The sequence below is a fragment of the Acetomicrobium flavidum genome (genome assembly GCF_900129645.1).
In the GTDB taxonomy this organism is placed as follows: Bacteria; Synergistota; Synergistia; order Synergistales; family Acetomicrobiaceae; genus Acetomicrobium; species Acetomicrobium flavidum.
Genome location: NZ_FSQZ01000001.1, coordinates 1319004 through 1344064, shown reverse-complemented (window position 1 = coordinate 1344064; position 25061 = coordinate 1319004). Strand labels below are relative to the sequence as shown.

At 46.2% G+C, this 25061-nt stretch carries 23 protein-coding genes; 8 read left to right on the top strand and 15 right to left on the bottom strand.

The window, feature by feature from the left end:
• Positions 1-20: 20 nt before the first annotated feature.
• Together BUQ78_RS06750 and larA are read right to left on the bottom strand one after the other, a co-directional pair.
• Positions 21-1400 carry a sodium:solute symporter family protein gene (locus BUQ78_RS06750; protein WP_318259552.1) on the bottom strand — a complete coding sequence of 460 codons (1380 nt, stop codon included), beginning with the start codon at positions 1398-1400 and terminating at the stop codon, positions 21-23.
• Positions 1401-1404: 4 nt separating this feature from the next.
• The gene (larA, locus tag BUQ78_RS06745) at positions 1405-2664 is read right to left on the bottom strand and encodes a lactate racemase domain-containing protein (RefSeq protein WP_074199709.1); all 1260 of its coding nucleotides are present in this window, start codon (positions 2662-2664) and stop codon (positions 1405-1407) included.
• A gap of 156 nt (positions 2665-2820) precedes the next feature.
• On the opposite strand from larA, the gene BUQ78_RS06740 reads away from it, so the two are divergent.
• Positions 2821-3303 (top strand): ribonuclease H-like YkuK family protein, encoded by a 483-nt coding sequence (locus tag BUQ78_RS06740; protein WP_074199708.1) that lies wholly within the window; start codon positions 2821-2823, stop codon positions 3301-3303.
• On the opposite strand, the gene BUQ78_RS06735 is transcribed toward BUQ78_RS06740, so the two are convergent.
• From BUQ78_RS06735 to BUQ78_RS06710, 7 genes are all read right to left on the bottom strand, one after another.
• A complete protein-coding gene (locus BUQ78_RS06735; protein WP_014807643.1) occupies positions 3300-3500 on the bottom strand; it encodes a heavy-metal-associated domain-containing protein in 201 nt (66 codons plus the stop codon). The two genes, BUQ78_RS06740 and BUQ78_RS06735, sit on opposite strands and share 4 nt — an antisense overlap.
• A gap of 30 nt (positions 3501-3530) precedes the next feature.
• The gene (gene pepF, locus BUQ78_RS06730) at positions 3531-5342 is read right to left on the bottom strand and encodes an oligoendopeptidase F (protein ID WP_074199707.1); all 1812 of its coding nucleotides are present in this window, start codon (positions 5340-5342) and stop codon (positions 3531-3533) included.
• A 23-nt stretch (positions 5343-5365) separates the two neighbouring features.
• Complete coding sequence (locus BUQ78_RS06725; protein ID WP_074199706.1) at positions 5366-7525, bottom strand: heavy metal translocating P-type ATPase; 2160 nt, start codon at positions 7523-7525, stop codon at positions 5366-5368.
• 127 nt (positions 7526-7652) lie between these two features.
• Positions 7653-7973, bottom strand: coding sequence for a hypothetical protein (locus BUQ78_RS06720; RefSeq protein WP_014807646.1), 321 nt, complete (start codon positions 7971-7973; stop codon positions 7653-7655).
• A 14-nt stretch (positions 7974-7987) separates the two neighbouring features.
• Positions 7988-8137: a hypothetical protein gene (locus tag BUQ78_RS10040; RefSeq protein WP_159432095.1), complete on the bottom strand. Its 150-nt coding sequence runs from the start codon at positions 8135-8137 to the stop codon at positions 7988-7990.
• 79 nt (positions 8138-8216) lie between these two features.
• Positions 8217-8678 carry a hypothetical protein gene (locus BUQ78_RS06715; RefSeq protein ID WP_074199705.1) on the bottom strand — a complete coding sequence of 154 codons (462 nt, stop codon included), beginning with the start codon at positions 8676-8678 and terminating at the stop codon, positions 8217-8219.
• Positions 8679-8826: 148 nt separating this feature from the next.
• A complete protein-coding gene (locus tag BUQ78_RS06710) occupies positions 8827-9867 on the bottom strand; it encodes a homoserine dehydrogenase (RefSeq protein WP_318259649.1) in 1041 nt (346 codons plus the stop codon).
• A gap of 300 nt (positions 9868-10167) precedes the next feature.
• Here BUQ78_RS06710 and BUQ78_RS06705 point away from each other — a divergent pair, with 300 nt between their 5' ends.
• The 7 genes from BUQ78_RS06705 to BUQ78_RS06675 all read left to right on the top strand — a co-directional run bounded on the left by BUQ78_RS06705 (position 10168) and on the right by BUQ78_RS06675 (position 17848).
• Entirely contained in the window at positions 10168-10833 is a 666-nt protein-coding gene (locus BUQ78_RS06705) for a bifunctional 4-hydroxy-2-oxoglutarate aldolase/2-dehydro-3-deoxy-phosphogluconate aldolase (RefSeq protein ID WP_014807650.1), read from the top strand.
• A gap of 17 nt (positions 10834-10850) precedes the next feature.
• Positions 10851-11879, top strand: coding sequence for a sugar kinase (locus tag BUQ78_RS06700; protein WP_074199703.1), 1029 nt, complete (start codon positions 10851-10853; stop codon positions 11877-11879).
• 21 nt (positions 11880-11900) lie between these two features.
• On the top strand, positions 11901-13334 hold the full coding sequence (gene uxaC / locus BUQ78_RS06695) for a glucuronate isomerase (protein ID WP_074199702.1): 1434 nt from the start codon (positions 11901-11903) through the stop codon (positions 13332-13334).
• 29 nt (positions 13335-13363) lie between these two features.
• A complete protein-coding gene (locus tag BUQ78_RS06690) occupies positions 13364-14356 on the top strand; it encodes a TRAP transporter substrate-binding protein (RefSeq protein ID WP_074200193.1) in 993 nt (330 codons plus the stop codon).
• A gap of 157 nt (positions 14357-14513) precedes the next feature.
• Positions 14514-14999 carry a TRAP transporter small permease gene (locus BUQ78_RS06685; protein ID WP_074199701.1) on the top strand — a complete coding sequence of 162 codons (486 nt, stop codon included), beginning with the start codon at positions 14514-14516 and terminating at the stop codon, positions 14997-14999.
• On the top strand, positions 14999-16297 hold the full coding sequence (locus BUQ78_RS06680) for a TRAP transporter large permease (protein WP_074199700.1): 1299 nt from the start codon (positions 14999-15001) through the stop codon (positions 16295-16297). The genes BUQ78_RS06685 and BUQ78_RS06680 overlap by 1 nt, the downstream gene beginning before the upstream one ends.
• A 27-nt stretch (positions 16298-16324) precedes the next feature.
• Positions 16325-17848, top strand: a complete 1524-nt coding sequence (locus BUQ78_RS06675) for a tagaturonate reductase (RefSeq protein WP_074199699.1) — start codon at positions 16325-16327, stop codon at positions 17846-17848.
• A gap of 50 nt (positions 17849-17898) precedes the next feature.
• On the opposite strand, the gene BUQ78_RS06670 is transcribed toward BUQ78_RS06675, so the two are convergent.
• The 6 genes from BUQ78_RS06670 to cysE form a co-directional block, all read right to left on the bottom strand.
• Positions 17899-19398 (bottom strand): UxaA family hydrolase, encoded by a 1500-nt coding sequence (locus BUQ78_RS06670; RefSeq protein ID WP_074199698.1) that lies wholly within the window; start codon positions 19396-19398, stop codon positions 17899-17901.
• A gap of 13 nt (positions 19399-19411) precedes the next feature.
• Positions 19412-20179, bottom strand: coding sequence for an IclR family transcriptional regulator (locus BUQ78_RS06665; protein WP_074199697.1), 768 nt, complete (start codon positions 20177-20179; stop codon positions 19412-19414).
• A gap of 95 nt (positions 20180-20274) precedes the next feature.
• On the bottom strand, positions 20275-21639 hold the full coding sequence (locus BUQ78_RS06660; protein WP_084532273.1) for a sodium-dependent transporter: 1365 nt from the start codon (positions 21637-21639) through the stop codon (positions 20275-20277).
• A gap of 108 nt (positions 21640-21747) precedes the next feature.
• Positions 21748-23061 (bottom strand): branched-chain amino acid transport system II carrier protein, encoded by a 1314-nt coding sequence (brnQ, locus tag BUQ78_RS06655; RefSeq protein ID WP_074199695.1) that lies wholly within the window; start codon positions 23059-23061, stop codon positions 21748-21750.
• Between the two features lie 142 nt (positions 23062-23203).
• Positions 23204-24121: a cysteine synthase A gene (gene cysK, locus BUQ78_RS06650; protein WP_074199694.1), complete on the bottom strand. Its 918-nt coding sequence runs from the start codon at positions 24119-24121 to the stop codon at positions 23204-23206.
• Positions 24121-24813 carry a serine O-acetyltransferase gene (cysE, locus tag BUQ78_RS06645; protein ID WP_074199693.1) on the bottom strand — a complete coding sequence of 231 codons (693 nt, stop codon included), beginning with the start codon at positions 24811-24813 and terminating at the stop codon, positions 24121-24123. The genes cysK and cysE overlap by 1 nt, the downstream gene beginning before the upstream one ends.
• Positions 24814-25061: the final 248 nt, after the last annotated feature.

Here is a 25061-nt window from a genome sequence, read left to right as displayed (position 1 = left end):
CTCTTTTAGTGCATCAAGATCTATTTACTTTTTGTGATCAAGGAAACCACCACAAATATCACGAGGGATATAAGTGCCGCGAATATCTCGACGGGAGCTCCAAAAAGCGAAACTCCGCTAAGAATTCCCCACAAAGCCACTATCGATCCAATTATAAGAGATGCAAAAGCCCCTGTGCGTGTAGCCCCCTTCCACAAGAATCCCCCGATGACGGGGACGAATACACCAGCAGTATACATCGTATAGGAGTATATCAAGGCATCAATGATGCCCGGAACTATAAGCGCAATGATAAGCGCCAAAACACCAATGACAAAGGTAAATATGCGCGATACCCTGAGAAGCTCTTTCTCATGGTCCACTTCACTAAGATGAAATATTTCTATCCAAAAATCTTTAACTATATGAGACGTCGCCGCAGACAGGAGCGAATCGGCCGTAGACATTATTGCCGCCAAGATAGCTGCTAAAATTAACCCTCCAAGAAGTGGACCCATCAAATTTTGAAGGACCCATGGAACTGCCATAGAGGGATCCTCTAAATTCGCCAGGGCCCTCGCGCCCATGCCCATAAGGGCTGGGAAGAAGCTTACTATCACCAGAACGATGCCGCCAACCAAAGACGAAACCTTGGCTGTTTTACCATCCTTAGCAGCAAACAACCTTTGATAAAAATCCTGCCCAATTAAAGTGTACATTACTGTCGGCAGGAGTAACCACATAATGCCTGCCGTCCCCATGCCCCAGAAGCTCATGTATTCCGGCCCAACTGCCTTCGCCTGAAGAAGCGCTTTTAACCCCTCATATCCTCCAGTATGGCCAAGAACCATGTTTGAAGCGAGTATCACGCCCACAGCTGCCCAAGTCATCTGTATTAAATCAGTTAAAGTCACGGCCCAAAGTCCGCCGGAAGTCGTGTAAATTATAAAGACAAGAGTCGCCACAACAGCACCGGTGTTTCCGGTTATTCCCAAAATGCCCAAGGCCCCTCTTGCCGATAGGACTTGGGCAGCCAATATGCCAACTAAAGCGACTAATGAAAGAAGCGATCCCAAGACACGAATCGTCTTTCCGCCATAGCGTCTCTCTAAATAATCGGGGACAGTATAGAAGGCAAGATCTCGAAATCTCCTTGCAGTCACTAAACCAAGGATGATCAAGCCTATGCCGCAAGAAACGCCGTACCACGCACCTGACAGGCCATACTTAAAACCATACTCTCCACCGCCCATCACCGCACCGCCACCAAAATGAGTAGCCGCAAGTGTGGCCGAGCATAAAATAACACCAAGCCTCCTACCGGCCAGCAAGAAATCGGTCATTCCCTTTACGTAAAACTTGCCAGCCCACCAACCAACCAACAACATCAAGGCCATATAAGCGATGACTATCAATAGCACAATCTCACACCTCCTTTATTTTTACATGGACCGCGTTCCCCGTTGGAACAAATAAAGCCTTTCCCTCAAAATTCGTTCCCGCAACATGCCTTAAAGCCTCTTTTACGTCGTTCGTAATGAGCCCCGGAAATGCAACGTCTTTGTTTTGGGTAACTAAGGCACATTTTCTGTTTTTAAGTTCGTAAACGGTCTTTGTGGCTATATAAGCAGGTATCGTGAAATCCTCCTCGAGTTCATCTATGGCTGCATCGAAGTTATCCATGGCAAGACGCATGAAACGGTCAAATACGGGCGTTCCCATTCCTTCTTCTAGGCCGGCTACAAGAACTATTCCCCCGCTTTGTCTTAAGCCATCGTAAACCGCAGTCAAAGCCTTGGTCGCCTGATAGAGATCCAGGTCGTAGGGATACCCTCCGCAGGACACGATAGCGACATCTGCAAGCTCGTCGATCCATATCGTTTGAAGAGCTTCCGCCTCCCTGACACCCCTTTCCCACGCTTTAAACGCATCTCCTGTCACGTATGAATAGGGCCTTCCCATTGCATCCGTTACAACGTTTAAAAGAAATGATTTTTTGTCAGCCAAAAAAATCCTGGCATACTCCTCCATATCCAACGCTACAGGATTTTCTTCCAACTCGCCAACTTTAACCTTCTCGTGAAACCTTTTTTCAACCAATCCCAACCTATGATTGGCTTGCACGGACTCCCTTGCGCTTACGCCTGGAATTATAATTTTTCTGCCGCCCGCAAAGCCTGCCAAATCATGATAGCAAATGCCCCCCAACAGGACTACAAGGTCCGCCTCAAAGACATGTCTTTCTACCTTTACGGGGGTACCTCGACTTGTGATTTTTCCCGTATCAACGATATTTTCCCTAGATACGTGGCAAAAGACATTATCGTTTGGCCTTCTGCCCTTGCCTAAGACTGTCTCTTCTTCCGCTACGGACATCTTCCTGTGCTGGCCGGCAGCGATGACCCATGTCACCTTATCTATCCCTGTCTCTTCAAGACCTTTCCGAATGGCACTACACATGGCAGGTATATCCTGCCATGATCTAGTTATATCCGGCACTAATATAGCAACATTATCAGCATCTTCTGCAAGCTCTTTAAGGTCTAAAGAACCTGTGGGACAATTCAGTGCATCGCTAGCGCTAACCGCTCTTATTTCTCCTGCTAAAGTTGCGGTTTTAAGCAATTGGATAGGGCACTCCCACGAAATCTCCTCCCTACCAGTTTTTAAATTCAACGTCGTCATGTTCGTTCACCTCCGAGCACTATTAGATTAACATAAAAAGGGCCGTCTGCATATTTTGTAAGACCGTTGTCCCTGGTTGATGTCATCCAACTCATCGAGGTGCGTTTAAGGTATAATTAATGGCCGAGAGGAACAAATCAAAGGAGATGGGTAAGATTGTTCATCAGCCCTACTTATGGCCCCCTCAAAATAGAGCAGGTAATACAGCGCATTTGCACATTTATGGCAAAGGAGGGATCGTATCGCATAATTGTAGGGACAGACTCTCAACCTTTATCGGAAGGAACGCTCTTTGTCTCTGCCATCGTTGTTCACCGAATTGGTCGAGGTGGCATTTACTTTTATCGAAAAACCTACGAACAAAGGCCTTACTCCGTCAAGGAGCGCATTTTAACAGAGACTTCCATGAGCTTAACTTTGGCAAGCGAAGTCTTGCATCTTCTTTCGCAGGACGTGGTGCTTTTTGAGCACTACAGACAGCTTCTAGAGATCCATCTCGACGTGGGAGAAAAGGGACTTACGAGGGAAATTCTCAACATGGTTGTGGGCATGGTGAAAGGAAGCGGCTATATAGCCCATATTAAGCCAGAGGCATTCGCCGCTTCCTGCGTGGCAGACAAACATACAAAAAGCGGTTAGCGTTTTAGCGTAGCCTTATAGCCCACCTCATCTAAGGCTCTTATGACGCTTTCGATGTCGTCCGTTTCTACGAGTACCTCTTTGTTGTCAAGGTCCACCCTAAATTTGGAAATGCCAAGCTCTTCCAGCGCCCCAGATATGCGTTTAACGCAATGCTGACAGGACATGTCCGGGACATTCAACGCAAATTGTGCCATGATTCAACGCTCCTCTTTTTAATAAAATTATTAGCCTATAAGGCCCATTAAAACATCCAGATCTTCCTCGAACTTTTTGCACGTCAACTCTAGCGGCCTAGGCGACGTCATGTCCACTCCTGCAACTTTTAGGGCATCCACGGGGTCCATGGAATCCCCCAAAGAAAGAAACCGCAAGTACCTGTCCACGGCAGGCTTTCCCTCTGACAATATGGCAGTAGCTATTGCTCTGGCAGCCGAATAGCCCGTAGCATACTGATAGACGTAGTAAGCGGTGTAAAAGTGTGGTATCCTGGCCCATTCAAGCGGCAATTCCTCATCAATAAACAGCGTATCGCCGTAATGTTTTTCATACAAACTCTTCCATATAGCGCTAAAATCCTCGCTTGTAAGAGGATTACCCTTCTCGATGCGTTTATGCACTTCAAGCTCAAATTCGGCAAACAGCAGCTGTCGATACACGGTCGTGCGCACCTGTTCCAAGCCATAGTTTACGAGGTAGGCCTTTTCGGCCTTATCCGCTGCCCTTTTTATGAGATGTTCAAGAAGCAATATCTCGTTGGTCGTCGAAGCTACCTCCGCCGTAAATATGCTGACCCCGGAATATACGTAAGGCTGGCTTTTAAAGGTAAAATGCGAATGCATGGCATGCCCCATCTCGTGACCTAGGGTAAATACATCTCTTAAGGTACCATTGAAGTTCAAAAGCACGTAAGGGTGCACACCATAAACCCCCCACGAATAAGCCCCGCTCCTCTTGCCTTTATTTTCGTAGACGTCTATCCACCTGTTCTCGAATGCCTCAAGAAGCACCCGGCTGTATTCTTCACCCAAGGGGGCAAGTCCCTCGATGATGATGCTTTTGGCATCATCATAGCTAAAGTGGGCCTTCGGTTCCGGCAAAAGCTGCACGTAGAGGTCGTAAAAGTGCATCGCATCTAAGTTTAAGGCCTTCCTCTTAAATGTCACATATCTGCGCAAGGGATCAAGCCACTGGTTTATCGTTTCTATTGCTTTTTCGTAGACTACTATAGGGATGTTTTGAGGATACAAAGAAGCCTGGAGAGTATTTTCGTATTTCCTGGCCTTGGAGTAAAATACGTCCTTCTTCAAACTGCCCAGGTAAGTGGCCGATAATGTGTTTTTAACATTCCCGTAACTTGAAAAAAGGCCTTTAAAGGCGTCGCGACGAACGCGCCTGTCGCTGCTGTGCAAAAAGTAAGAATATCTTTCCTCGGACAGCTCCACTTCTTCGCCCTTTTCATCCTTGATCTTAGGAAACTTCATATCGGCATTAGTGAGCAATGAAAATACCTTTTCCGGCACTTCGCCAACGTCCACCGACATTGCAAGAAGCTTTTCACCCTCGTATGACAGGATGTGTTCCTTTAACCGCATTATCCTCTCAATCTCGACCCTGTAAAGCTCGAGTCCGCTTTCTTCCTTCATAAACTCGTCTATTCCCTCTTTGCCCAACTCCAATATGCTGGGCACAAATGACGAGACTGCCTCCGCAAAATGAAGGTACACAGTCGATGCCCGCTGCACCATGGCCTGGGCCTCGAGATTCCGTGCGTCTTCATGGCTTTTAAAGGAAGCATAGGCATAAAGCCTACCAAGCCTTTCAGCTATTTCATCCCTCGTTTGCAATCCTCTCAAAAGGGATTGCGCAGAAGACGTCAAGGCTGTACCCATCTCCTTTAAATTTTCGATAGCACTTTCTAGACAACGCGCCTCCTCGCCCCATGCATCATTATCGGGATATAAATCTTCCAATCTCCACTTGTACTTTTCTTCTATCTCATTTCTTTCCGGTACCGTAACGCTTCTTTTCTCGCTCATTGCTATGCCCCTTTCCTTCGATGCTACTTAATCCTCAGGGAATTAATTATCACGGATATGGAACTTAAAGCCATAGCTCCTTCGGCAATTATCGGATGAAGCAAGCCCGACATGGCTAAAGGTATAGCCACTACATTATATCCAAAGGCCCATTTAAGGTTTTGCCTGATAACCCTAAACGTCTCCTTAGAGATCTCGATAAGGCTCACGACTTTGGCTGCACCGCCCTGCAATATCACTACGTCGGCACTATCGATGGCAAGGTCGGTCCCGCTTCCCATGGCCACGCCGACATCCGCAGCCTTCAAAGCTGCAGCGTCGTTCATGCCATCTCCTGTCATCATGACCTTCTTGCCGGTTGCCTGATAATCTCTTACGATGCTCATCTTATCTTCGGGGCGAACGCCCCAATGGACCTCATCTATGCCCAACGCCTTTGCCACCGTTTTGGCGGTGATCTCATTATCCCCCGTCACCAGGACCACTTCGATGCCCATGTCCTTTAGACATTTTACCGCCTCGAAGGAATCCTCCCTAATGGGATCGAAAATAGCTATATATCCCATTATAAAGCCATCCCTTTTAACCTCGACGACAATATAGCCCTTTTCGAGCAAAGCCTCATAGACGCTTGCATCTGCGGGCCTGCCCACTTCGTAAACACGACCGTCAACCTTGCCTTTTACGCCCTCGCCAACTATCTCTTCAAATTCCTCAATTTTTACGTCGAACTTTTTAAGTTCCGAAATGGCCTTGCCCAGAGGATGGTTGGACAAGGACTCCAAAGCTCCTGCGATGTTGGCCGCTTCATCCTCTAGGTTATGGTCTACCACCTTCGGGGACCCCAACGTGAGAGTGCCCGTCTTATCGAACATGACTATGCCGATGTCTTTAGTCGTCTGTATGGCCTCACCATTGCGTATTACAAGGCCATGACGCATGGCCTTGCTGGTGCCCGTTACCAATGCCATAGGAGTGGCAAGTCCCAGGGCGCAAGGGCAGGCAATTACTATCGTCGTAACGAATACGAATACGCCAAAGGATAAAGGATCATCTACCCTGGTAACCCAGGGCAAAATTTGACGTGCCATATCCAAAAAGCCAGCCCACTTATCCATATTAAATGCCCATAATACGCTGGATATGACGGCAAGCATCACCACTACCGGTACAAACACATTTGTGACCCTGTCCGCAAAGGCTTGAATCGGGACTTTAGAACCCTGTGCCTCCTGAATCAGCGATATCATCTGCGACAAAAAAGTGTCTTCTCCTACCCGATCAACTCGTACCTTAAGCAAGCCCGAAAGGTTAAGCGATCCCGAAATCAACCTGTCGCCAGACCTTTTTAATGCGGGGACGGGTTCCCCGGTTATCATTGACTCATCGACCGAAGAGATGCCGTCTACAATCTCCCCATCCACAGGTACGCGTTCGCCAGGTTTCACCAATACGAAAGACCCCTCTTTAACCGCCTCAATCGGAACTGTAATTTCGCTTCCATCGTCGGTCAACAACAGTGCTTCCTGTGCCTTAAGCTTGAGCAATGACTTTATTTCCTTAGTCGCCCTGTCCCTCAGGCGCGATTCTATGTAACGTCCCGTAAGATGAATGGACATGATCATTGCACCTACGCTTCCAAAGGAGACTTCAAACAGCCCTGCCATAGCTAGCAATGCAGTTAGAAAAGACATGACGGATCCCAAAAATACAAGCACGTCCATGTTGGCATGAAAATGAGTCAAGGCGATCCATGCTCCCTTGATGGTTCTCCGCCCGGCAACGAATACCACCAAAGCCGAAGCCAACACCTCAATGAAGGAAAACCATGGCATGTGGTGGCCGGCCATGTGCAAAAACATGAGCATCATCAATGGCGCTGTCAGCGACCAAGCCAAGATTACGCTTCGTTTAAAGGCTAAAAAACGGCGAACTTCAAAGTCCTCCCGAGATTCGTAGGAAACGCCGTAACCTGCTTTCTTGACGGCTTCCTCTAAAATTACCTGAGGTACATCTTTTTCAAGGATCACGAACGCCGTCTCAGTAGCAAGGTTGACGGCGGCAAATTTGACACCGTCGACCTTCATCAGCGCCCTTTCGACTATCATCGCGCATGTGGCGCAGGTCATGCCAGTTATGCGGAAGCTCCTCTTTTTTTCTTCGGTCGATGTTGTCGATATCATCGAAAGATACCTCCAATTAGTATTTAAAGTTTATAGGATAGTTTAACATTATTAGATATGCCTAACTATTCATCAGATTTTAAGGCAAGCTTGGATCTCTTTCAAGCTTGCCTTCCTTGAGAAAACCTTAAGAAAGAGGCTCTACGTTTTTTATTAATATGTACATCTTTCCGCTTCCAAGGGAAGATCGTGCCTCCCCCTCAACATAAATTGGAGCACCATCCTCAAGAGAGCATAAAATTTCTTCTATCCTCGGATCATAAGTGCGAAGAAGAAGGTAGTCATGTCTAGGCTCGCCGTTAATGTCGATGAAATCCCTTCTGATGGAACATTGAAAATACCTGCCACACCGATTTTCTTTGATTGATTCGCCGCTGAGGAAATGCAAATACCCCGATATTTTGACCTCATTTACGTCCATTTTTTCCTTGAGCGTTAAATTCTCCACCTTTAACCCCTCCTTCATGATAAAAAATTGGAGAGGGCAATCGTCTGCCCTCTCCATGCACACACATCTACCTTTGTATTTCCTAAGGCGCTACCAACGCCCTTGCATCCGCTCCTCTTGGATGCGTTAAAAGCTTTTTTAAACGTCAGTAACGCCTCCTTCATTCAAACGCCTCCTAAGGTAACCTCTGACAATATAGTAACCTAGATTCGGAAATTATCCAAGTACCTTAATTATAATCCTTTATTGAGCTTTGCTACCGCTTGAAGTCGATTTCTTCTGCCATTCATCTATTTGTTTTAGCCACTGTTCAAATTGCCACCTTGAAATGTCCGTCCTAAGGGAAATCATCTTCTCGTGGAGCTCCTTGGCTTTCTTTTGGTCGACCTTGTCTTCCAAGAAGAGCATCCTCAGCTCCAGTTGAGCACGCTCAAGGTCGCGCATCTTCTGAGCAATCTCCGCCGGAACTTCTACCCTCGATGGAAACTTCCTAAATTCGCCTTTAGGACCCACATTGCCATCCCCATACCAACCGGGACCTTCAAACATGTAACCCGGCCCGGCGCACCAGCCATCCCACATCATCGGTCCTCCCCAACCGGCACCCCACATATGCCTTGGCCCAGAACCATAGAAAGCGAAAGCCGAGCTTCCAACCAATACCAGAAGCAAAGCCCCCATCACGGGAATCCAAAATCTCTTCACGATCCAACACCTCCGTTTAATCGATCTTTAATTGTCCGCTTATATGATAGCAACTGTGTCTCGGGAGGCCTCAGCATTATGCGGTATACCCTACCTGGTAAAAATACTTAATGGATTGCCTGCCGTTATATGATAACGTATTTAAGTACTACGCATTTTTAAACCTGTGTATTGCCAGCATATCGGATAAAAGGGCTTGCCCCGTCTCGATCCTTCCCGCTCCGGGACCGATTATCGTCACTTCCCCCAAATGGTCAGTGGCTATCGTCAAGGCATTTGTAGGCCCCATTACGTTGCCCAACGGATGCGTCATGGGAATAAGGTGCGGAGAAACGCTGGCTATGACATCGTTACCTTGTCTTTTCACTTCTGCAATCAACTTAATTCTCTTGCCCTCATTTTTCGCTTTCAATACGTCTTCCCTCGTGATCTTGGTTATGCCCTGTCTTGAGACATCCGTGATCTTAATCTTGGCTCCAAAAAAGAGATTGGCCATTATGGCTGCTTTTACGGCAGAATCCCACCCCTCCACATCGGAAGTAGGATCGGCTTCAGCATATCCAAGCTTTTGCGCCTCCACCAGGGCTTCGGGATAATCGTATCCCTCTTCCATCTTGCTCAGGATGAAATTTGTCGTACCGTTTACTATCCCGGCAACCGATTTTACATCACATCCACTCATGCATTCCATGACCATATTTATGCAAGGCGTCCCGGAAAGCACTACGGCTTCGTACCTTAGGTAAACGTTATTGTTTTTGGCAATCTGCTCCAACTCATCTACTGCCAACGCTATTGGGCCCTTGTTTGACGTCACGACGTGGGACCCGACGGATAACGCCTTTCGTATATGAGATAATCCTGGTTCTCCCGTCTCAAGATTGGTGATTGTCGCCTCGGCAACAATATCCGCTTTTGCCAACTCTATCAATTCCAAGGTGCCCTTGTCTGTAAACTCGGGTCTATTCTTCAATGACCCCTTTTGGGCCATTTCTTTCAAGATGGCATCTAAGTCTAACCCCTCTTCATTGTATAGCGAACCTCGAACGGGATCGGCTATGAAACTTACGATGAATTCGAAGTCGTATCGTCGTTTAAGGATCTCTTTCTTGCGATTCAATATATGAGCCAAACCTTGGCCCACGTTTCCAAATCCTATGATCCCGATCTTCCAAAGCAAAGCACGCACCCCCTGCACTCGAAACTTAATGATAACTAACATTATTGTTTATATTAACTCAAGAAACACAATAAAAGCAAAATAAATGGCGATGATTTCGTCGACCAACCTCCCCAAAGCATTTTGCGACATCTCAGCTCCTATGCCTCATCGCTCAATGGCTCCACATAACTTCTATTTGGGATCATTTATCTAATACCCTATTTAGCTTGACATATATAGTAAATTTATTTATCATGATGTTGTTTCATGATAAGGTTTTATGTACCATAGTATGAAATATCGTAAAAAATTAAGGAGGTATTTAAATTGTTCATCAAGAAATATACTATTTTGGAAAAAATTCATGAGAAGGGCATAGTGGCCATTGTGCGTGCAAGGAATGGCGAAGAGGGCTTGAAACTAGCCAACGCCATATTTGAAGCAGGTATCCCTGCAATAGAGATAACAATGACAGTCCCAAACGCCATCGATATCATGCGGGACCTCGCCAAAGAATATGGCACGAAGGGGCTAATATTGGGTGCAGGTACTGTCCTGGATCCCGAAACAGCTCGCGCCTGCATACTAGCTGGAGCCGAGTACATCGTGGCTCCCAACCTCAATGAAGATCTCATAAAGCTTTGCAACCGCTATTCTGTGCCCTGCATGCCCGGCGTGGGAAGCGTCACGGAAATGTTAAGAGCCATGGAGCTTGGGGTAGACGTAGTAAAACTGTTCCCGGGAGAAGTGCTGGGGCCAGATTTTATAAAGGCTGTATTGGGACCAATCCCCAACGCCAAAATTATGCCGACCGGCGGCGTAAGCATCGACAATTTAGAAAAATGGTTTAGCGCTGGTGCTTTTGCGGTTGGCATGGGATCAGGCATTACCAAGCCTTTTGGGGTCGAGGGCGATTATGAAGCCGTAAAGCGAGTGGCAAAGGAAGTTGTGGAAAAAATAGCCGAGATCAGAAAGAAAAAAAATAAATCTTAAGGAGGGCAGCACATATTATGAAAAAAATAGTCACCTTCGGCGAGATAATGCTTCGCCTATCACCTCCAGATCATGAAGTTTTGCTGCAAAGTCCCGTTTTAGAAGCTACCTTTGGCGGAGCAGAGGCAAACGTTGCAGTATCCTTAGCTAACTACGGCGAATGTACGAGCTTTGTAACGGCATTGCCGAGTAACCCCATCGGACGGGCCGCCGTCATGAATTTGCGCTCCTTCGGTGTCGACACGTCTCACATAATATTCAAGGGCGAAAGGATAGGCATATATTACGCACAAAAGGGATCATGCTTTAGACCGTCGCAAGTCATCTACGATCGCGCCCATTCCGCATTTTCCGAAATCAAGAGCGAAGACCTGAATTGGGATGTTATATTCAAAGATGCCGACTGGTTTCACGTTACGGGCATCACTCCAGCCGTCTCAGAAGGCGCAGCCCAAGCCACATTGGATGCCGTAAAAAAGGCAAAGGAAATGGGCATAACTGTTTCATGCGATCTAAACTACAGGAAAAAACTATGGAAATGGGGCAAACAGGCACCCGAAGTCATGAGGGAGTTGTCTAAGTACCTTGACGTCATGATAGCTAACGAGGAGGACTGTCAACTGGCCCTTGGGCTCGATGCCCATATCGATGTCACAAAAGGTGCTCTGGATCCCGAGGCCTACAAGGGGATAATAAATACGGTCTTCGAGCTATACCCTCAACTCAGCTACATGGCTACGACACTACGCGAAAGCGTAAGTGCTGACCATAACAACTGGTCTGCGATCCTTGCGACAAAAAATTCCTTCCTGGTGAGCCGCAAATACCAAATCACGGACATCGTAGATAGAGTTGGAGGCGGTGACTCCTTTGGCGCTGGGCTCATATACGGGCTAAGACATTTCAAGGAACCTAAGGATGCCCTGGAATTTGCGGTGGCAGCTTCAGCCCTGAAGCATACCATACCTGGCGATTTCAACAGGGTTACCAAGGAAGAAGTATTCAGCCTCATGGGCGGAGACGTTAGCGGAAGGGTGCAAAGATAAGAAAAGAGGTAGAAGGCTGACATGACAAGCAAAATTTTCATTAACGAAGATTTCTTGCTGGAAACAAAGGCGGCACGAAAGCTTTATCATGAGTATGCAGAGTCAATGCCGATCATCGATTATCACTGCCACCTCCCAGCCGAGGACATCGCAACTGACAGAACATTTGAAAGCATCACTCATGTATGGTTAGGCGGCGATCACTATAAGTGGCGAGCGATGAGAACGTGCGGCATCAATGAAAAATATATAACGGGAGATGCCTCTGACGAGGAAAAGTTTAAAGCCTGGGCTACAGTGGTTCCCAAGCTCATACGCAATCCACTATATCATTGGACCCATCTCGAATTAAAACGAATATTTGGCATCGACGAATTGCTCAATCCAGATACAGCTCCCAACATCTACAGGCAGTGCAACGAATTATTACGCCAAAAAGTTTTTTCAACGCGGTCTATCCTGGAAAGGTTCAGAGTTGAAGCACTGTGTACTACAAATTTTCCAACCGAGGATTTGAAACACCATAAGACCATTCGAGATACTCATTGTAAGACTATGGTGCTTCCATGCTTTAGACCTGACAAGGCCTTAAACGCCGATTGTCCAAAGGAGTTCAATGATCTCGTGGACTCCTTAGAGAGATTGACAAACCTTTCCATCAACTCCTTCGAAAGTTTTATCGAATCGCTTTGGAAGAGGCACCAATTTTTCCACGAGAATGGCTGTCGAATATCCGATTACGGCATAGAAACAGTGTACTCTGCTAATTGGACCCAGGATGAGGTAAATAAAGCCTTCACCCACGTTCGATCTGGTCACCCGTTAGAGGGAGAGACTCTTCTGAAATTTCGTTCCGCGGTGCTCTATGAGCTTCTTTTGATGGATTATGAACAAGGATGGGTACAACAACTTCACCTTGGAGCAATGCGAAATAATAACTCGAAAATGATGACCCTGCTTGGCCCTGATAGTGGATACGATTCTATTGGGGATTTCGAACAGGGGACGCCTCTGGTTCGCCTATTAGACAAGCTTGAGAAATCGGGCCATCTTGGCAAAACCATAATCTACTGCTTGAACCCGAGGGATAACGATCTCATTGCATCGATAATCGGATGTTTTCAAGATGGCATCACGCCAGGCAAAATTCAAATGGGATCAGCATGGTGGTTCAATGATCACAAAGATGGCATGACCAAGCAGATAGAAGCCCTCTCCTCTATCGGCGTCTTGTCAACCTTTGTTGGAATGCTGACCGACTCCCGTAGTTTTTTGTCATATCCAAGGCATGAATATTTCAGGCGAATATTGTGTAATATTTTGGGGAAAGAGATGACTTCAGGTGAACTGCCGGAGGACTATGAACATATTGGGAGTATAGTACAAGATATATGTTATTTCAATGCAAAAAGATATTTTCAGTTGCATGAAGCATATAATACCATAAAAAAATAAAAAAATATAAGATAGGAGGGATTGTTATGATGAAAAAGTTTGTTATATTTGGTGTCGCAATAGCGATAGTGGCCCTTGTATTCAGTTGCAGTCCAGCATTGGCAGCTCAAAAGCAGATCGTAATGCGCCTTGCAGAAACACACGCCCCTGATTATCCCACCACAAAGGCCGACTATGAATTTGCTCGCTTAGTTGAAGAAAGGACTGGAGGCAGGATCAAGATCGAGGTTTATCCAAGTGCTCAGCTAGGTGAGGAAAAGGCCGCAATAGAGGCAGTACAATTTGGCGCCATAGATTTCAATCGCACTAGCATATCACCCCTTTCAGCTTTTGCTCCAAATTTAATCGCTCTTCAAATGCCCTACCTGTACAGAGATGACGAGCATATGTGGAAAGTTCTCAACGGGCCAATTGGAGAGAATTTCTTGAAATCATTAGATGCATTCAATTTAATCGGGCTTGGATGGTATGACGGAGGCACAAGACATTTCTACAACTCCAAGAAAGAGATTAAGTCTGTGTCAGATTTGAAGGGAATGAAGATTCGCGTTCAGGAAAGTAAGTTGATGACCGATCTGGTTTCCTTCCTTGGGGCCGTCCCTACGCCTATGCCATTCGGTGAGGTATATAGTGCGTTGCAAACAGGGGTAATAGACGGTGCCGAGAACAATATACCGAGCTACTATTCCACCAGCCATTACGAAGTTGCAAAATATATAACTTTAGACGGTCACAGCCGAATTCCGGAAATAATAATAGCGAGCAAATCCTCCTGGAATAAGCTTTCGAAAGAAGACCAGGAGATAATCCGACAGGCTGCTAAGGATTCCACTCAATATCAAATCAAGCTATGGAAGGAATTTGAGAAGACGGCACAAGAAAAGACAAAGAAAGCAGGAAGCATCTACACTGTATTGACCCCTGAAGCCCTTGCGGGATTTCAGAAGGCCGTACAACCAATGTATGATAAATTAAGCCCCGAGGTAAAAGAAGTAATATCCCAGATCAAGAACGTTAAATAACCGAATAAACGAAAGACTTCCAGAGCAAATCTCTTGTCATGATAGACGAGAGATTTGCTCTGGAGTGCCGGACAAGTAGTCACATAAAGTGAATGATGCAACCATCAAGAGGGTTTTATGGACACCATGTCAAAATCAGGGAGGTTAGCATCGATAAATGGATAAAGTCAGTAAGATATTCGGGTTTGTTGATAACATATTAATATTATTAGCTAAGATCCTGCTTGCCTTCATGGTTGTAATCGTCTCCATAAATGTTTTTATGCGGTATGCCTTAAATACAGGAATAAGGTGGACAGAGGAAATATCATTAGTTTCCGTGGTCTGGTTTACTTTTATCGCTTTGGCTCATGGCGTTAAAGAAAAACTGCATATTAACATGAATTTGCTGCCTTCTCGCATAGCAAAAAAATATGAAGCACTTCTCAACAAGTTCACTGACATTGTAATTTTATTTGTAGGATATGTGATGCTTTATTATGGGATAAAGTTGGTAGAAGTCACTTCCCATTCAATACTTCCTGCGTCAAATTTGCCTGCAGCGATACTTTATTTCCCATTAATCATATCTGGGATATTAGTTATCCTGAACTGCCTACTCGATATTTTAGGCCTTAATAAACCAGAGGGAGGTCGCAACTAATGCCAGAATTGACAATAGCCGCGTGGATTTTACTCGGGTCCTTCGCATTATTGTTGATCCTCAGAGTTCCTATTACATTTGCCCTTGCTGCATCATCTATCTTTACAGCTATATATCTTAAGATCCCCCTTATGGCAATTATCCAACAGATGGTACAAGGTGTTAACTCCTTTTCGCTCCTTGCAATTCCATTTTTCATAATATCGGGAGAGATCATGGGTGAAGGCGGTATCTCTCAACGCTTGATCAACTTTGCAAATCTCATTGTTGGAAGATTTCGGGGAGGACTGGCGCTGGTCAATGTATTAGCGAGTATGTTCTTTGGTGGAATTTCTGGATCAGCTGTAGCCGATGTATCCTCTATAGGAGCTATTCTCATACCAATGATGAAAAAAGAAGGATATGACTCCGACTACTCTGTCGCGGTCACAGTCACTGGAGCATGCCAGGGCATTCTAATCCCACCAAGCCATAATATGATAATATATTCACTTGCTGCTGGCGGCGTGTCTGTAGGGCGTCTATTTTTAGGTGGATTTATCCCTGGAATAACATTAGGGATAGTTCTGATGATTCTAAGTTACATAATAGCTGTCAGACGCAATTATCCTACCGGAAGAACCTATTCCTTTAAGGAAGCGATTTTAGTCACCAAGGATGCTTTGCTTGGCATATTTACGGCTGTTATCATACTTGGCGGCGTCATTTCTGGCATCTTCACGGCGACGGAATCGGCAGCTATCGCCTGCGTATATGCCTTTATAATCACATTCTTCGTATATAGGGAAATACCCATATCGCGAATGAGCAAAATACTTTACTCTTCCTTGAGAACGCTTGCCATGGTTATGAGCCTTATTGCTTCAGCAAAAGCCTTTGGATGGTTGCTGGCATATTTAAAAATTCCAGCCCTTGTTACCGCATCTCTATTGAACATAACTTCCAATCCAATTCTACTATTGCTACTTATCAATGGACTGCTGTTGCTATTAGGATGCATAATGGATATGGCTCCTCTTATATTAATTACAACTCCAATTTTATATCCAATAGTGGTAAATAGTTTGGGGATGGATCCGGTGCAATTCGGGATAATGATGATGCTTAACTTGGCAATAGGCCTTTGTACTCCACCGGTGGGCTCTGCTCTTTTTGTCGGTTGCGCCATTGGTAAAATCCCCATTGAACGGGCCACAATAGCGATGCTGCCCTTTTATTTAGGCATGATTGTGGTTTTAATGTTCGTCACATTTATGCCGGCCATGAGCATGTTTATCCCAAACCTGCTCATGCCATAATTGCCATAATTTATACGGAGGATAAAGATGCATAAGCTTACACGTAACCTATTAAAAAGCATACATTCTGATGAAATAATTTTACCCGATGAAAAAACTCTCAATTTGCCAGTAAAGGTCTTACAATTCGGCACAGGCAATTTCTTAAGGGCATTTGTCGATTCGCTTCTACAAATTGCAAACAACAAAGGCTTATTCAACGGCCGTGTTGTCGTAATTCAATCCACATCTGAAGGCAGGGCGGATCTGTTAAATGAGGCAAATGGCCTTTTTACACACATAGCCCGCGGCATATATAAGGGACAACCAAAAGAGGAGATAAGGATCGTAGGAACTATCGACAAGGTCCTCAAATCAAATGACGAATGGGACAAAGTCCTTCATGTAATTAAGGATCCCAACATCGGCATTGTGGTATCAAATACCACCGAAGCTGGCATAAGCATATCGCCCGATGATCGCTTTGACGATGATCCGCCCTGTTCATTCCCCGCCAAGGTAACAAGGTTACTTTATGAACGATATAAGGCGTTAGGAAAAGATAAGGCTAAACTTATTTTTATCCCCTGCGAGCTTATAGACCGCAATGGCGACATCCTAAAACAATGCGTATTGAAGTTGTGTCACATCTTCGGATTAGAAAGAGAGTTTATCGATTGGGTCAGCACTGAATGCATTTTCTGCTGTTCGCTGGTAGACAGGATTGTAACGGGTTATCCAAAGGATGAGATAGAGGACCTCGAAAAACGACTAGGGTATGAGGACAAGAACCTTGTGGTATCCGAATTATTTCACCTTTGGGTCATAGAAGGGCCAAGTTATCTAAAGGAAATTCTTCCCTTAGATAGGGTAGGGTTAAACGTCGTCTTCACCGACGATATTGCTCCCTACAGAACGAGGAAAGTCCGAATCTTAAATGGGGGACACACATCCACCGTTACTTTAGCCTATCTTGCCGGATTAAACTACGTAAAGGAAATGGTAGAACATCCCATTATAGGCAAATATTTGAAAGACCTGCTTTTCGAAGAGGTTGTACCCACGATACCCGGCGATAGATCGGAGATCATGGAATTCACACACGAAGTGCTAGAAAGGTTTAAAAATCCCTTCATAAAGCATGCCTTGATCGACATTACCCTAAACTCTACTAGCAAGCTAACCGTTAGAATTCTACCGAGCATCATCGATTTTTACTCCATGCGCAAAAAATTACCCAACCGCCTTCTCTTGTCAATTGCTGGGTATTTGCGCTTTTATAAAATAACCAGGGCGGACGGAAAGGCCTTTTTCGGCAGGCGCGACAACGGCGAGGAGTATCCCATCAGGGACGATCGTGAGATACTGGAGCATATGAAGAATACATGGGGCAAATATGATGGATCGTTAACTTTAGATCAGTGCCTCTCTCTCACAAAAGAAGCTTTGTCCCATCCAAAACTAGAAGCTCAACATTTGCTGGAAATACCCTCGGCTGCTGAGAAAATCGCCACATATCTACACAACCTTTTAACTAAAGGGGCAATAAGCACGATCCTCGATATTGATTAAAACTAGAGGCGGGAGAATATTGCATCTCCCGCCTTCCATTTTCTCCCCAACTATAACGTTACTCCATCCTTCCAAATGGCTATTTGCTTGAAGCCATTTTCTTCGCTTTTTGTCCTCTCTCCACTTGCAATATCTATCACCTTACGAAGAAAATCGCGCAAAAGTTCCTCCATCGCAACCCCTTCCAAAAGTGATCCCGCGTTAAAGTCTATCCATCTTTCTTTTCTGCGGTATAGATCGCTGTTGGTGGATACCTTGACGGTAGGCACAAATGTACCGAAAGGCGTACCTCTGCCTGTCGAAAAAAGGATCATATGACATCCTGCAGCGCCAAGAGCCGTTGAAGATACAAGGTCATTTCCAGGACTTTCAAGCAGGTTTAATCCATTCTTTTTAACGCGATCACCATAAAATAGTACGTCCACGACAGGCGCTCTGCCGCCCTTTTGGACGCAACCCAAGGATTTTTCTTCCAAGGTCGTTATGCCTCCTGCTTTATTGCCGGGAGATGGGTTTTCGTAAACAGGCTGCCCATGGGAGATGAAATATTCTTTAAATCCGTTGATCAGCTTGACGATCTTTTGAAAGACCTCCTCGCTTTCCGCCCTTTCCATCAAAAGCCTTTCGGCGCCAAACATCTCCGGAACTTCCGTAAGGACAGAGCTACCGCCTGAGCAGATGAGGAGATCAGAAAACGCTCCAAGCAAAGGGTTGGCGGTTATGCCCGAAAATCCGTCAGAGCCACCACATTTTAATCCTACAACTAAAGACGAAAGTGGTACATCTTCACGCTTGTCTGAATACGCCTTCTCGACAAGCTCACAAATGATCGCAGCGCCAGCATCAACTTCATCGTCTACTTCCTGTGCTATAAGGAAACGAACTCGTTCCTCGTCAATACCATTTAGGTGTTCCGAAAAGGACTCCAGGGTATTGTTCTCACATCCCAATCCTAATACCAAAACTCCGCCTGCATTTGGATGCTTAACAATTGATGAAAGTATCTTTTGCGTTTTTTCTAAATCTCCACCCAGCTGCGAACAACCAAAGGGATGAGCCATTACATTAAAATCATCGAGCAAGCTTGCATAGGGGCTCCCTTTAAGACGGCGTTTGGCTTCGTTCAGGATGAGATGACCTACTTCATTTATGCAACCGACCGTTGGTACTATACATATCTCGTTTCTTATTCCTATACAACCGTTTTTACGAATGAAAGCTTTAAAATTTGGTGTAGCAAAAGAGTCGGGACAATGTAAATATTGTTTTGGTTCATAGACATATTCTTCTACGCCTTCCAGGTTGGTCTTAAGATTATGGGTATGAACATGTTTCCCCGGCTGGATCTCCTGCGTCGCCCTTCCAATGGAAAATCCGTACTTGATGACGTCTTCGCCCTGCCTTATGAGCTTGATGGCCACCTTATGAGCAGGGGGTATCTCATCTTTGATAAGGAGGCTTTGCCCGTCGATCTCGACGACGTCATCGATGTTCAACCCTTTCAATGCAACTGCGACATTATCATTTCCAGTGATTCGCAATACTGACATTGTCATCCACCTTTTAACGAATGCTTGGGATCGAGCTCAACGCCTCCGAGACCTTTGCCGCCACTTCCTGGACCTTCCTTCCGGCTTCAAGCATCTTTTCCGCGGTGAATCTGTAAGCCGGGGCGGAAACGCTTATGGCTCCCACTGGGCGCCCGTTTTGTAATACGGCTGCACCAACGCAACAAATCCCCTCTTCATTTTCCTGCAGGTCCTTGGCAAATCCTTCCTGCCGGATCTTAGACAACTCCTCGAGCAACCTTTCCTTGTCGACAATGGTATTGGGAGTTCTAGGAACGAGAGTTACTTTATTCAAATATTCGTCAATCTCTTCCTTGGTCAAGGCGGACAAAATTGCCTTGCCTGCTGCGGTGCTATAAAGGATTAAGTGAGCCCCTATGCGAGAATGCATTCTGACAGGATGAGGCGTATCCAATTTTTCTATGTAGTAAGCCTCTTCTCCGTCGAAGGATATAAGATGCACCGTCTCCCTCGTGAAGTCCCAAAGTTCCACTAAATAAGGCTTAGCCATCTCAAGCAGCACATTTTGCGCCTTATAGGCGCTCGCCCAAAAGAGCACGGCAGGCCCGATTGCGTATTGGCCGTTGTAGCGAACCACCAAGGAATGTCCTTCCAAGGTGTTCAAGATCCGAAAGACGGTGGTCTTAGGCAGGGAGATCCTATCGACAATATCCGACAGGCCGACAGGTTGTCCGATATCGGCAAGACAGTTCATGACATCCACTGCTCGGTCCAAGACTCGTATGTTGACAACGCCAGGCATTTAGATTCCTCCACATGGAAAATTATTTCATTTATGATATAGTTATATAATATCCCACACGGCAAATATCATCAATAGCGGAAATAAGTCCGGCCTTAGCCCACCCTGAAAAATTGATAATAACCCATCACGAATATAAAAAGGATCGCGAAGGGCAATACATGGGTCATGTAGCCCCTAAGAGTCTCTGGAAACTTTGGCCCTATGCCAATGTTGGCCTCCCTAATAAAGTTATGCCATCCCCATCCTCGCTTAAGTGTGCAAAACAATACAAATATGAGGGACCCCAACGGAAGCAGGTTGAAACCGACAATGAAGTCCTCCAGATCAAGTATTCCCGTATTGCCGCCAAGTGGGTGAAATCCGCTCCAAGGCCCGAATCCCAAGACGCAAGGCAATGAGGCGATGAACAGGACCACGATGCCCACGTAAGAGGCCTTCTTCCTGCTCCACTTCCACTCGTCCATGGCGAAGGCTATGAGGTGCTCAAATACTGCTATCACAGTGGTCAACGAGGCAAAGGATAAGAAGATGAAAAAGAGCGTCCCCCACAACCTTCCTCCCACCATCGAGTTGAACACGTTGGGAAGTGTCACGAATATCAATCCAGGCCCTGCCCCGGCGTCCACTCCAAAGGCAAAACAGGCAGGAAAGATCACTAAGCCAGACATCAGGGCCGATAGGGCTCCAAAAAATATGACGTATATCGATTCGCCCATAAGGGCACGATCCTTGCTCAGATAACTTCCGAAAATCGTCATGCTTCCTATCCCTAAGCTCAGGGAGAAGAACGCCTGGCTCATCGCTGCATAGACCGCTTCCCAATTCAGCTTGGAAAAATCCGGCTTAAGATAAAAAGCCAGTCCTTTTTCTGCGCCTGGCAGCGTAACAGAACGCACAATGAGAACTATCAAGAGCAGGAAAAGGCCTGACATCAATACTTTGCTTGCCCGCTCTACTCCTGCCTGCAATCCTATCGAACACACCATAAAACCCAATACCACCGTCAAGGCCATCCAGATGGTCACTTCCGGGACATTTGAGATAAAGGAATTAAAGAAGGCTCCTACCTCCTGCGGTGTGAGCCCTGAAAGACGGCCTGCGGCTGAATAATAGATATAAGCCATACCCCATCCCGAAACAGTCGTATAAAACATCATCAAGATTAAATTGCCCAAAACGCCCACGTAGCCATAGATATGCCACTTTGTACCTGCAGGCTCAAGTGTCAGCATTGCTCCAGCCAAGTTCCTTCTGCTTGCCCGTCCCATTGAATACTCGCACACCATGATTGGAAGCCCCATGACCATGAGAAAGATGACGTAAAAAAGCACGAATATCGCCCCGCCGTAACGACCCGTAATGTAGGGAAACCTCCATACGTTACCCAAGCCAACCGCACAACCAGCAGACACGAGGATGAAACCCAACCTTGTTGCCAACTGCTCCCTTTCAGCCAAAAAACTCACTCCTTACTTTAGAGATACTTATCTCCACTCACAAACAAACCCCCAAAGATTCTATCCTTGGGAGTTTGTTTGTGAGTGGCTATTCAATTTTTCGGCATTTTAGGCACAGCTTTCGGAACCTTTTATGGCCAAGACAATCCTGTCTATGATCAAGCCTATCGAAAATCCTAACGTAGCGGATACCAACCAACCGAATCCATCACCCACAAGAGGTATCAGGGAAATCATGTCTTCCCAGAAGGAGAAGTTAACGCCTATCGCAGAAAGGCCGTCATGCAGGCTTACCAGCAAGGTGCCAGCCAGGGCAGCGATATAGGCATATCTGCAGGAGTCGTTAAACACTGGAGAAAGCAGGTTCATGAACAACAATACTATGACGATGGGATATACAACCACTAGAATTGGCACAGCGAACTTTATTATCCCGTCTACTCCTATGCCGGCAAATAAAGCACTAAAAATTGTAGACATGATTACCACCTGAAGGTAGGTTACCCTATTTCCCGACAGCTTGCTGAAAAACTCGCCAGTTGCAGCAGTCAACCCCACGGCCGTCGTCAAGCAGGCAAGAGCTACAACTATGCCCAAAGCCACCAGCCCAAAATCGCCCGCAATTTCAGCCACTATCGTGATAAGTAAGGTAGTCCTGGATACATCCTTGGGCATAAAGGACACAGTCGCTCCAAGGTACATCAATCCGCCATATACTACTAAAAGTCCCAAAGCTGCTATCATGCCCGATAAGATAGTGATCTTGGTGGATGAACCGACGCCATAGCCTTTTGCCTTTATGCTTTGTACTATGATTCCCGCAAATATGACAGCTGCCAGGGCGTCCATAGTTTGGTATCCTTCGACGAAACAAGAGGTGAACGGGTTATTCAAAACTTTAGGAGACAAAGGTGCGCTTATGGGGTGAAGAACTCCTGCAATTATGATGAAAAGCAATAAAATGAGCAGGCCAGGTGTCAGTATCTTTCCTATTACATCTATAACCGAGGACTGCCTCATGGAGAAATAAAACGTCAATGCAAAATAACCAATGATCGGAATATAGGGATTTATGCCGGGGAAAAATGGTTTTATGGCGATCTCAAAGGTAGTCGCGCCGGTACGTGGAATGGCAAGAAGCGGGCCGATGCAGAGGACCACCAAGCTTCCCAGCAAGAGACTAAACATCTTGCCGCCTTTGCCCGCAAACTTTTCGAAGGAACCATCGTATTGCGACATGACCATGACTCCCAATAAGGGAAGACCTATGCCAGTGATGCAGAAGCCCAACATCGCAATCATCCACTTTGTCCCGTATAAAGACCCGAGATACGGCGGAAAGATGAGGTTACCCGCCCCAAAAAACATGGCAAACAAGGCAAAGCCGGTCACGATTACGTCTCTCATTTTGATTCTCTCCATTTACCATAAGACCCCCTTGTAGAAAAATTAATTTCAATTGACCGAAAGGCATGAATTGTATATACATGCATACTGCACTCAATATAACAAATATATATTCCCCGTGCAAGTGAAACGCATATTTTAGTGCAACCTAATTATTTCATCCCCTATACGCGGGAGTGCTCAAATACTTGTCGCCTCTATCGGGTGCAACGGTCGCCACAATAGAACCTTCCTTCAGACCTTTTAAGACCTCCATTGCCGCCCAGACATTTGCACCGCTGGAGATGCCCAAAAACAGGCCTTTGCTTCGCGCTAAATATCTCGTCATCTCCAAGGCATCCTCATCTGAAACCTTTATGACCCTATCAACTAGAGAGAGGTCCAGATTTTTAGGCACGAAGCCGGCTCCTATGCCCTGTATTAAGTGAGGACCGCTGCAACCTCCGCTTAGTACAGAGGATCCGGCGGGTTCTACGGCAATGACCTGCATGTCAGGAAATACCTTCTTTAGTACCTTGCCGATACCCGTCAAAGTGCCTCCCGTCCCTACTCCAGCGACAAAGGCCGCTATCTCCCGGCCCTCCGTTTCCATGATTATTTCCGGCGCGGTCGTAACCATGTGGGCCCAGGGATTGCCGGGATTTGAGAACTGGTCGAGCATGACTGCGCCGGGAAGTTCTTTCACTATCTCTTCGGCCCTCCTTATGGCTCCTGCCATGCCCTCTGACGCAGGCGTCAGCTCTAGTTTTGCTCCGTAGGCGGCTAAAGTTGCCCTCCTTTCCAGGGACATGGATTCAGGCATGGTCAGTATGACTTGGAGGTTCAAGGCAGCTCCAAACATAGCCAGGGCGATACCTGTATTGCCCGAGGTTGGTTCAACGATGACGGCATTTTCTTTCAGTTTCCCGGAACGCTCAAAATGCTTGAGCATTCCCCATACAGCCCTGTCCTTTATGGACCCTCCCACGTTGCTGCCCTCAAGCTTCAAAAGTACATTCCCCTTGACGTGTGATAATTTAACTGAAGGGGTGCGGCCGATTAACTTTCTAAAGAAAACATCATCCACTGATATCATCATGCAACCTCCTGTTTATTTTGTATGCTGAGCTGATCTTGCACATTTCTAAGCTCCTCTTTCAACAGCTTCAGCTCCTGTTCCATCTCCTCTATTCGCCTCAAAATGGTATTCGCCAACTGGACATTAGCCGTGGCTTCGCGCAGCTTAAATCCCTTATGCTTGACCATGAAGGCAGGAATTCCAACGACAGTGCTGTCCGGCGGAACATCCTTTACGACCACGCTGCCGGCACCGATCTTGGAATTTTTGCCGATAGTTATATTCCCAAGTATTTTAGCTCCCGCACCTATGAAGGCTCCCTCCTCGACGGTGGGGTGGCGTTTCCCCTTTTCCTTGCCGGTACCGCCCAGCGTTACTCCATGAAATAACGTTACGTTGTCCTTCACGATGGCGGTCTCGCCTATCACCACTCCCATGCCATGGTCTATAAATACCCCTTTACCTATTTGTGCTCCCGGATGTATCTCTATTCCGGTCCACCAGCGAACGATCAACCCCAAAAACCTGGGCAAGATGGGTATGCGAAGCCTTGTATGTAAAAAATGTATTAACCTATGCGCAAGTATCGCCTGAAAGCCCGGCGTGCACAAGATAACCTCAAAGAATCCTCTAAGTCCGTCGGGTATGGCGGGGTCTCTATCCTTAACAGCCTGAAAATCAGATTTTACGGTTTGCCATATCTTCCCCATCGTCTATCAATACCTCCTGCAAACTCAAAAATTAAGAGGGCTTTCGCTATGGCGCGAAAGCCCTCTTATACAGGTCTATCTATCTTTGTAATATAATTAAAGCTTGTCTTCGGCTTTGGCCACAGCGCTCATATTGCCGCGGCCACCACGCCGCGGTAGATCAGGAAGCGATCCACCGACAACAACAAACGCCGAAAAACAAGCTATTCTTACCCATTTCTATCTCCCTTGCTCCTAAGCTTAATTCT

What these genes read in the sequence shown, in the direction of transcription:
- BUQ78_RS10040 (WP_159432095.1), bottom strand. Translation starts at nt 8,137, where the DNA reads ATGAAGGAGGCGTTACTGACGTTTAAAAAAGCTTTTAACGCATCCAAG.
- uxaC (WP_074199702.1), top strand. Translation starts at nt 11,901, where the DNA reads ATGACAAGCAAAATTTTCATTAACGAAGATTTCTTGCTGGAAACAAAG.
- BUQ78_RS06675 (WP_074199699.1), top strand. Translation starts at nt 16,325, where the DNA reads ATGCATAAGCTTACACGTAACCTATTAAAAAGCATACATTCTGATGAA.
- cysE (WP_074199693.1), bottom strand. Translation starts at nt 24,813, where the DNA reads ATGGGGAAGATATGGCAAACCGTAAAATCTGATTTTCAGGCTGTTAAG.
- BUQ78_RS06735 (WP_014807643.1), bottom strand. Translation starts at nt 3,500, where the DNA reads ATGGCACAATTTGCGTTGAATGTCCCGGACATGTCCTGTCAGCATTGC.
- BUQ78_RS06680 (WP_074199700.1), top strand. Translation starts at nt 14,999, where the DNA reads ATGCCAGAATTGACAATAGCCGCGTGGATTTTACTCGGGTCCTTCGCA.
- BUQ78_RS06700 (WP_074199703.1), top strand. Translation starts at nt 10,851, where the DNA reads ATGAAAAAAATAGTCACCTTCGGCGAGATAATGCTTCGCCTATCACCT.
- larA (WP_074199709.1), bottom strand. Translation starts at nt 2,664, where the DNA reads ATGACGACGTTGAATTTAAAAACTGGTAGGGAGGAGATTTCGTGGGAG.
- BUQ78_RS06725 (WP_074199706.1), bottom strand. Translation starts at nt 7,525, where the DNA reads ATGATATCGACAACATCGACCGAAGAAAAAAAGAGGAGCTTCCGCATA.
- cysK (WP_074199694.1), bottom strand. Translation starts at nt 24,121, where the DNA reads ATGATATCAGTGGATGATGTTTTCTTTAGAAAGTTAATCGGCCGCACC.
- BUQ78_RS06670 (WP_074199698.1), bottom strand. Translation starts at nt 19,398, where the DNA reads ATGTCAGTATTGCGAATCACTGGAAATGATAATGTCGCAGTTGCATTG.
- brnQ (WP_074199695.1), bottom strand. Translation starts at nt 23,061, where the DNA reads ATGGAGAGAATCAAAATGAGAGACGTAATCGTGACCGGCTTTGCCTTG.
- pepF (WP_074199707.1), bottom strand. Translation starts at nt 5,342, where the DNA reads ATGAGCGAGAAAAGAAGCGTTACGGTACCGGAAAGAAATGAGATAGAA.
- BUQ78_RS06665 (WP_074199697.1), bottom strand. Translation starts at nt 20,179, where the DNA reads ATGCCTGGCGTTGTCAACATACGAGTCTTGGACCGAGCAGTGGATGTC.
- BUQ78_RS06690 (WP_074200193.1), top strand. Translation starts at nt 13,364, where the DNA reads ATGAAAAAGTTTGTTATATTTGGTGTCGCAATAGCGATAGTGGCCCTT.
- BUQ78_RS06685 (WP_074199701.1), top strand. Translation starts at nt 14,514, where the DNA reads ATGGATAAAGTCAGTAAGATATTCGGGTTTGTTGATAACATATTAATA.